This window comes from Streptococcus dentapri, from assembly GCF_042649885.1.
Taxonomy (GTDB): domain Bacteria; phylum Bacillota; class Bacilli; order Lactobacillales; family Streptococcaceae; genus Streptococcus; species Streptococcus dentapri.
In genome coordinates, this window is sequence record NZ_JBHSAC010000078.1 from 1 (window position 1) to 7,985 (window position 7,985).

The window sequence follows — 7,985 nt, forward strand, 5'->3', positions numbered from 1 at the left end:
CTCCTGTTTCTAGTTTACTAGATTTCAACAGGAGTGTTTTTCTTCTGTCTCATGTTAGGGGGGCAGTGCCGAAGGGACTCCTTCTTTTTATAATGCAAGAAAGTTTACAAATGTCAACAAAAATGATAAAATGTTTACAAATGTAGATATAAGAGGTGTGTTATGACGATTTCATCTGCAGAGTGGGAAGTACTGCGTGTCATCTGGACAAAAGAAGAAGCGACAAGCAGTCAAATTATTAAAGTCCTATCTTCTAAAAAAAATTGGTCAGTATCAACTATCAAAACTTTGATAGGACGATTGGTGGATAAGGGAGTGCTTCAGAGTCATCGTGAGGGACGAGGTTTTATCTATCATACTAACTTATCAGAAGAAGAGACTAATTTGACTAGCATCAGACACGAATTAGATAAAATCTGCCAGACCAAACATGCAGCTCTTATAGCCCAGCTATTAACTGAAACCCCAATGACAAAAGACGATGTTGAAAGCCTAAGGGCTGTTCTCACGAATAAGAAAACAGTTGCTAGCGTCGAATGCCATTGCGTTCCTGGTCAATGTAATTGTCATAAGCCAGCTGATTAAGTCGGGATTTAAAATTGAAGGAGAAAAATATGGTCAAAGAAACCTTTGTTATAGATGGAATGTTTTGTGCATCCTGTGCGGTTACAGTCGAAAATGCTGTTAAAAATTTGGAAGGAGTAGACTCCTGTGCGGTCAATTTAGCTACAGAAAAAATGGCTGTCTCTTTTGATCAGGATCATTTGTCTGAAGGCCAAATTGAAGAAGCGGTATCAAGGGCTGGTTACGAAGCACATGTTTTTACCGAAGCTGCCGATGACAGCCAAGAAGCTCGTGAGCTAAAACGCCTGAGTGGTATGAAGTCTCGCTTGATATGGTCAACCATTTTTAGTGTTCCTCTGCTTTATATTTCTATGGGGAGCATGCTTGGACTGCCTTTACCAAGCTTTCTAGATCATATGCAGCACCCCGTAGCCTTCGCTTTGGCCCAACTCTTCTTGACCCTACCGGTCATGATAATTGGAGGACACTTCTATCGATTGGGTTTTAAAACCCTACTTAAAGGTCACCCCAATATGGACAGTTTGGTGGCTGTTGCAACTAGTGCGGCTTTTCTCTATAGTCTTTACGGCAGCTACCATGTGATGCTGGGAGATCATCACCATATTCATCAACTGTATTTTGAATCTGTAGCTGTTATTTTAACCCTGATTACCTTGGGAAAATTCTTTGAAACCTTGTCGCGTGGGCGAACTTCGGACGCGATTAAAAAACTTATACACCTATCGGCCAAGGAAGCTCTGGTTATCAGAGATGGACAGGAGCACTTACTACCAATAGAGGAAGTTGTTTTAGGTGATCGTGTTTTGGTTAAGCCAGGTGAGAAAGTTCCGGTGGATGGTCAGGTTGTTTCAGGCCAGTCTTCGATTGATGAATCTATGCTGACCGGAGAATCTATTCCTGTCGAAAAGGGAGTAGGTGATAAAGTCTATGGTGGCTCTATCAATAGTCAGGGAGCTTTGAGTGTTGAGGCACAAAAATTGGGCAAGGATACCCTGCTTTCACAAATTATTAAATTGGTTGAGGATGCTCAGGAAACCAAGGCACCTATCGCCAGAATTGCCGATCAGGTATCAGGGGTTTTTGTCCCTATTGTTATGGGAATCTCCCTCTTAACAGGCTTTGCTTGGTTTTTCCTAGGGGGTCAATCCTTCACCTTTGCTTTGACAGTAGCCGTCAGTGTTCTTGTTATTGCCTGTCCCTGTGCTCTAGGGCTGGCAACTCCTACCGCCATTATGGTGGGAACTGGGCTGGGTGCTGAACATGGAATTCTCTTTAAATCCGGTGATAGTTTAGAATTAGCCCATCAGGTAGATACGATTGTTTTTGATAAAACAGGCACACTCACTCAAGGCAAGCCCGAGCTTATTTCCATTTACAATTACACTGATGCAGATAATGACCAACTTTTGTCTGCAGTAGCTGGTCTGGAAGCACAATCCAGTCATCCTATTAGTACAGCCATTGTGGATAAGGTCAAGGAAGAGTCCCTTGCTCTAGCTGATATCGATGAGTTTGAAAATTTGACAGGTTTTGGTCTTAAAGGTCTTCTGTCAGGCCAGGAACTTTTAGTAGGTAATGAAGCTCTGATGAAACAAAAGGGTCTGGATATCAGCCTTGCTCAAACTGATTTTGAGCAAGTAACAAATCAGGGTCAAACTCCTGTTTATGTCGCTTATCAAGGGCGTCTTTGGGGTCTTTTGGGGGTAGCGGATCAACTGAAACCTAATAGTCAAGCTGTTGTGGCCCAGCTGAAAAAGCAAGGAGTTGAAGTTGTAATGTTGACAGGGGATAATGAGCAAACGGCACAAGCGATTGCTAAACAAGCTGGTATTGATCAAGTCATTAGTCAGGTCCTACCTGACCAAAAAGCCCGAGCTATCAGTGATTTACAAGCTCAAGGTAAGCGGGTAGCTATGGTTGGGGACGGTATCAATGATGCTCCTGCTCTTGTAACAGCTGATATAGGATTTGCCATGGGGGCGGGGACTGATATTGCCATCGAATCTGCAGATATCGTTCTGATGAAACCAGACCTCTTGGATGTTGCTAAAGCCTTGATGGTCAGTCAAGACACGATCAAGACCATCAAAGAGAACCTCTTCTGGGCTTTCATTTACAATATTTTGGCTATTCCTGTTGCCATGGGAGTCCTGTATTTGTTTGGTGGTCCCTTACTTAATCCAATGTTGGCGGGTTTGGCTATGAGTTTCAGCTCAGTTTCGGTCGTCTTAAATAGCTTGCGATTGAAGTATAAAAAAATGTAGGATAGTCATTTATTGAGATGATAAAATAGATAAAGGAGTTTATTATGTCAAAAACTTATCAAGTATCCGGTATGAAATGCGATGGTTGTGCTAAGACTGTCAGCGAAAAATTGTCAGCTGTCAAAGGTGTTGAATCTGTTAATGTCGATCTTGAAAAGAATCAAGTTACCATCGAAGGTCAACCTTGGAAATGGTCGCTGCAACGAGCACTCAAAGGAACAAAATATCAATTAGGCAGCCAAATCTAATTTGCGTAGCAAATAGTTGGCAAAGGGAAATTTTTCCGTTAGAATGACAGTATCAATTAAGAAATGGAGATTTTCAATGACACAAGTAGTTACAGATAAAACATTTGATGAAGAAACTTCCCAAGGGCTTGTCCTTGTGGACTTTTGGGCAACGTGGTGTGGTCCTTGTCGCATGCAGGCACCTATTCTTGAGCAATTATCAGAAGAGTTTGATGAAGATGATTTAAAAATCGTCAAACTTGATGTCGATGAAAACCCGGAAACAGCACAGAAATTTGGTATCATGTCAATTCCAACTCTGCTCTTTAAAAAAGACGATCAGGTTGTTAAACAGGTTGCTGGCGTCCATACCAAAGATCAGCTTAAAAACATTATTGCTGAATTGGGCTAAATCAAAAAAAGCAGGACTTTTGTCCTGCTCTTTTTTTAGGCTCAGTGGCCTTTTTTCTTTTGACGTCGCTTTTCTTGTTTGCGTAAGAATTGCTCTTCTTTATAAGCCTCGCGCTTTTGCTTTTGATTAGCCCGCCGCTCTTTTTTCAGCAGCTCATGACTTTCCTGCATCACTTGCTGAGCCTTGGTAGAAATCGCAGGCTTTTTCTTAGCACGACTAGCTTCCCTTTGCTTTCGCTTAGGATTGACTCGTCTCACTCCTTGAAATTGGACAGAATCATTCCTTTGTACTCCAAGTTTTTCTTGTTTGTGCATCCATTTGGATAAGTCCTTATAGATAAATTGTAGGATTTCTGCCTCTTTTGGCTCTTTACCAAATATGTAACGAAAGGCTTGATAACCTTGCTTAGGTTCATTATATTCTATAAGAGCAGACCAAAAAGCGCCATCAAAATAAACTGTCATTTGCATGCCAGCCCCTCCAAACTAAGGACACATGGTATTTGAACCTGTGCCGTAATGTGATAAAGGACGACCCGGAGGGAGGGTTACTGACACCAATCTACGATTAGTGCTTACAGACTACCAACTGCAATGTGTTTTTATATCTCCTTTATTATAACATATCCAAGTATTCAAAGATAGTAAGCTTCATTTAGCACCAAGTCTCTTCATCTACCAGTAAGTTCTTCTTAGCTATCTTTGAAACATGACGGTTACCTGCTACGTAAAAACCGAGTGGTTCTTGACGCCAATGGTCGATACAAGTAACTCCGATTCGAGGACGTGTTGCGATTCGACAGGGCTTCCGATTTTCTTGTAACTGCAAACCAGAGTCGGACAAGAAACTACCATCAAGTTGTTTGCCTATTCCAGCAAAACGAGTCAGTTTACCAGGTCCATTTGCCAGCAGTTCCCCATCGGCTGTTTCTATGGCACGGATGAGAACTGCTTCAGCCACATTTTGCGATTTGGTCACTAGATTTAACATCTGATGGCCATAAATTTGGTAGACATACCAGTGTCCCGCAGACAGATACATTGACTCATTTTTAGGTGTTCGGCGCTCATTGGCGCTGTGACAGGCACTATCCTGACTTCCCAGGTAGGCTTCGGTTTCTACAATTACCCCCAAAAAATGTCCTTTTAGATATAAAGACATTCCCAATAAAGCTTTGGCAGTGGCAACTGTATCTGTTTCCATCAAACTTTGAAATGTTTTTGAAATCATAACTTGATTATAACAACTATAGAAAGTAATCGTCAATGCTTACCGATATCTTTTTGCAAATATTCAGCTATCATTTTTTTCTGTGGTGTTGCCATAGGGTAGCGTTCAAAATCTGCCGGTTTACTCCAGACAAGCTCCTTATCCGATGGGAGCTGGATCTCATCAACAAAACCCTCTAAAATTTCAATGGTCCATTTTTGATGGCTGAAAGTATGTTTGACGGGCGCAAAATGCTGCTTCGACCATGTGGGGCTTAGTTTATAGGTCTGCTCAAAAATTGTCTTTTTTGATACTGTTTCGAGAACTTGATTATTATTTTCGAGCAGATCCAACTGTTGTCCGATGAAATTCGTTTCCATAATTGGAAAGGACCAAAATCCGCCCAGTAAACGATCTTCTGTCTTTTTTTCCAGAAGAAACTCACCAGCTTGATTCTGCAGAATAAAGGCCTGAATTTGTAGAGGGCGCGGTTTTTTCTTGGGCAGTTTAATTGGATACTTATCATAAGTTCCATGCAAATAAGCTGCGCAGAACGCTCGAACGGGACTCTCATCCGGTCTAGGATTCTTGGCGGCTTCAATATCTGTGCCCAAATCCATGAGAGCTTGATTGAAATCACCAGGACGAACTGGGTCTATCAAATCTTCCATCAAGGCTTGGAAAATTTTGCGGTTTTTAGGATCACCGATGTCATAATCCACTTCAAACAAACGTGCCATCACTCGCATGATATTTCCATCCACAGCTGGTTCGGGAAGATCGAAAGCGATACTGGCTATCGCTCCAGCAGTGTAAGGGCCAATTCCTTTTAGAGAGAGAATTTCTTCATAAGTATCAGGAAACCGACCAGCAAAGTCGTTCATGATCTGTTGGGCGGCTGCCTGTATATTTCTAACCCGTGAGTAGTAACCCAAACCTTCCCAGGCCTTGAGCAAGTCATCCTCAGGTGCATGAGCCAGGGTTTCTATACTGGGAAACCAGTCTAAAAAGCGTTGGTAATAAGGAATGACCGTTTGTACCTGCGTTTGTTGCAGCATGATCTCTGAAATCCAAATGGGATAAGGATCTTTAGTGTGACGCCAAGGCAAATCACGCTTTTTCTCGTCATACCAGGCTAATAAGGTTCTGCGAAAAGCAGCAATAGTGCCTGCATCCCACATTTTAATGCCATATTTGCTCAAATCTAGTTTTTTAGTCATAAAAAAATTATAACAAAAAAAGATAAGAAAAAAGAGTTAAAAACTTGACAAAAGAAAACGCTTACATTATAATAAAAATGTAAACAAGATAAGAAATAACCAAGGAGGACTCTTCATGATTAGAATGAATATTTCTCGGTATAAAAATGGTGATAGTCATTATTAGATGGTAGGCACATTAGAAAGATTTTACAGAAGTTAGTGATCACTAAACGTAGAGTATGAGATATTGTGTTATGAGGTGATTAAGATGATTAGCATCAATATATCTCGGTACAAAAATGGTGACTAGATAGTTAGTCGTTTATCAGTAATTCTTCAAATCTTGCAAAAGTTATGGAGGTGGCGCTTATGTTGATGTTTGATGTAGGTCGCTATAAAAACGGTGACAAGAAGCTCTTCTAATTGCATAAAATAGCTTAAGGGGTGAATCCGATGTAATGAGTTATTAAATCATTGTTGATGTATGTGTCATTGAAAGAGGTGACGGTGTGTTAAAGATGAATTTAAGGCGTTATAAAAACGGAGACAATTGTCTACTTTAACTTCCTTATGAGATTGGAAAGGTCGTGATAGGGTGACTGAAGGTGAATTAAATAGTTGAAATCCGATTCTAGGTGTGCAGGAATCGGATTTTTTCTTGGGTAGAATTGAGCTGAGGAATTTTATAACTTTATGTATGAGGTAGATAAGCACCTATGTTGGCAGATCCGCTGATTAATCAATTTAATTGCGTAATAAGCTTCTAAATGATGGTAAGATACTTGCATTAAAGTGTAGATTCCTGTATAATACATCTTTGTGAGTATCCCTCACTTACCCCTTGCAAGGACTTGGGGTCATTAGACCAAAAGGAGGAAAATCAATGGCTAAATACGAAATTCTTTATATTATTCGTCCAAACATTGAAGAAGAAGCTAAAAATGCTTTAGTAGCACGCTTTGACTCTATTTTGACTGACAACGGTGCAACTGTTGTGGAATCAAAAGATTGGGAAAAACGTCGTCTTGCATACGAAATTCAAGATTTCCGTGAAGGACTTTACCATATCGTTAATGTTGAAGCAGCTGACGCTGTCGCTATTGATGAATTTGACCGTCTGTCAAAAATCAATGGTGACATTCTTCGTCACATGATTGTTAAGCTTGACGCCTAAGAAGATAGTGGAAGGTAGCTTATGATAAACAATGTCGTACTCGTTGGTCGCATGACTCGTGATGCAGAACTTCGTTACACACCATCAAACCAAGCTGTTGCGACTTTCAGTCTCGCTGTTAATCGCAATTTTAAAAACCAAAACGGTGAGCGTGATACAGATTTTATCAATTGTGTTATCTGGCGTCAACAGGCCGAAAATTTGGCAAATTGGGCTAAGAAGGGTGCTCTTATTGGGATTACTGGTCGTATTCAGACCCGTAATTATGAAAACCAGCAAGGTCAGCGCGTTTATGTAACAGAAGTGGTTGCCGATAATTTCCAACTCTTGGAAAGTCGTGCTGTGCGCGAAGGCAACAAGGGTGGTTCGTACAATAGTGGTGGCTTTGAACAATCAAATGCTTCCTCTAATTTTGGAGCACAGTCATCACAGCAAACACCAAACTTTGGCCGCGATGAAAGCCCATTTGGAAATTCAAACCCAGTGGATATTTCTGATGACGACCTTCCCTTCTAATTAGCTTGGCTCAAGCACATTTGCAGTAGAATAATACAAAGGAGAAAATACATGGCTCAACAACGTCGTGGCGGATTCAAACGCCGTAAAAAAGTTGATTACATCGCAGCTAATAAAATTGAATATGTTGATTACAAAGATACTGAATTGCTTAGCCGCTTTGTTTCAGAACGTGGTAAAATCTTACCTCGTCGTGTGACAGGGACTTCTGCTAAGAATCAGCGTAAAGTAACAGCAGCAATCAAGCGTGCGCGTGTAATGGCACTTATGCCTTTTGTAAATGAAGACTAATACAAAAGAGTTGAGATTTTAGATCTCAACTCTCAGACCGAAGACAAACTTCTTTTTGGAGGTTTGTCTTTTTTGGTGTCTCTTATCTTTAAGATGAAAAATGGA

Annotated in this window: 10 protein-coding genes; 7 read left to right on the plus strand and 3 right to left on the minus strand. The window is 40.8% G+C overall.

All coding sequences use genetic code 11. The features are described 5' to 3' along the window. The first annotated feature begins 162 nt into the window (after nt 1-162). The 4 genes from ACFOSE_RS09070 (at nt 163) to trxA (ending at nt 3,488) form a co-directional block, all read left to right on the plus strand. The gene (locus ACFOSE_RS09070) at nt 163-585 is read left to right on the plus strand and encodes a CopY/TcrY family copper transport repressor (RefSeq protein ID WP_380432626.1); all 423 of its coding nucleotides are present in this window, start codon (nt 163-165) and stop codon (nt 583-585) included. Between the two features lie 29 nt (nt 586-614). Further along, nucleotides 615-2,849, plus strand: a complete 2,235-nt coding sequence (locus ACFOSE_RS09075; RefSeq protein ID WP_380432628.1) for a heavy metal translocating P-type ATPase — start codon at nt 615-617, stop codon at nt 2,847-2,849. 44 nt (nt 2,850-2,893) lie between these two features. Then, entirely contained in the window at nt 2,894-3,097 is a 204-nt protein-coding gene (copZ, locus tag ACFOSE_RS09080; RefSeq protein ID WP_380432630.1) for a copper chaperone CopZ, read from the plus strand. A 76-nt stretch (nt 3,098-3,173) separates the two neighbouring features. Further along, nucleotides 3,174-3,488 carry a thioredoxin gene (gene trxA / locus ACFOSE_RS09085; protein WP_380432632.1) on the plus strand — a complete coding sequence of 105 codons (315 nt, stop codon included), beginning with the start codon at nt 3,174-3,176 and terminating at the stop codon, nt 3,486-3,488. A gap of 41 nt (nt 3,489-3,529) precedes the next feature. On the opposite strand, the gene ACFOSE_RS09090 is transcribed toward trxA, so the two are convergent. From ACFOSE_RS09090 to mutY, 3 genes are all read right to left on the minus strand, one after another. Next, the gene (locus ACFOSE_RS09090; RefSeq protein WP_380432634.1) at nt 3,530-3,958 is read right to left on the minus strand and encodes a YjdF family protein; all 429 of its coding nucleotides are present in this window, start codon (nt 3,956-3,958) and stop codon (nt 3,530-3,532) included. 184 nt (nt 3,959-4,142) lie between these two features. Then, complete coding sequence (locus ACFOSE_RS09095) at nt 4,143-4,718, minus strand: DNA-3-methyladenine glycosylase (RefSeq protein WP_380432636.1); 576 nt, start codon at nt 4,716-4,718, stop codon at nt 4,143-4,145. A 32-nt stretch (nt 4,719-4,750) separates the two neighbouring features. Next, complete coding sequence (gene mutY, locus ACFOSE_RS09100) at nt 4,751-5,917, minus strand: A/G-specific adenine glycosylase (RefSeq protein ID WP_380432637.1); 1,167 nt, start codon at nt 5,915-5,917, stop codon at nt 4,751-4,753. 865 nt (nt 5,918-6,782) lie between these two features. On the opposite strand from mutY, the gene rpsF reads away from it, so the two are divergent. Genes rpsF through rpsR form a run of 3 tightly spaced genes read left to right on the plus strand, consistent with a single transcriptional unit; the run spans nt 6,783 to nt 7,880 of the window. Further along, nucleotides 6,783-7,073: a 30S ribosomal protein S6 gene (gene rpsF, locus ACFOSE_RS09105; RefSeq protein WP_380432639.1), complete on the plus strand. Its 291-nt coding sequence runs from the start codon at nt 6,783-6,785 to the stop codon at nt 7,071-7,073. 21 nt (nt 7,074-7,094) lie between these two features. Next, entirely contained in the window at nt 7,095-7,589 is a 495-nt protein-coding gene (locus tag ACFOSE_RS09110; RefSeq protein ID WP_380432640.1) for a single-stranded DNA-binding protein, read from the plus strand. Between the two features lie 51 nt (nt 7,590-7,640). Beyond that, on the plus strand, nt 7,641-7,880 hold the full coding sequence (rpsR, locus tag ACFOSE_RS09115) for a 30S ribosomal protein S18 (protein ID WP_018030689.1): 240 nt from the start codon (nt 7,641-7,643) through the stop codon (nt 7,878-7,880). Nucleotides 7,881-7,985: the final 105 nt, after the last annotated feature.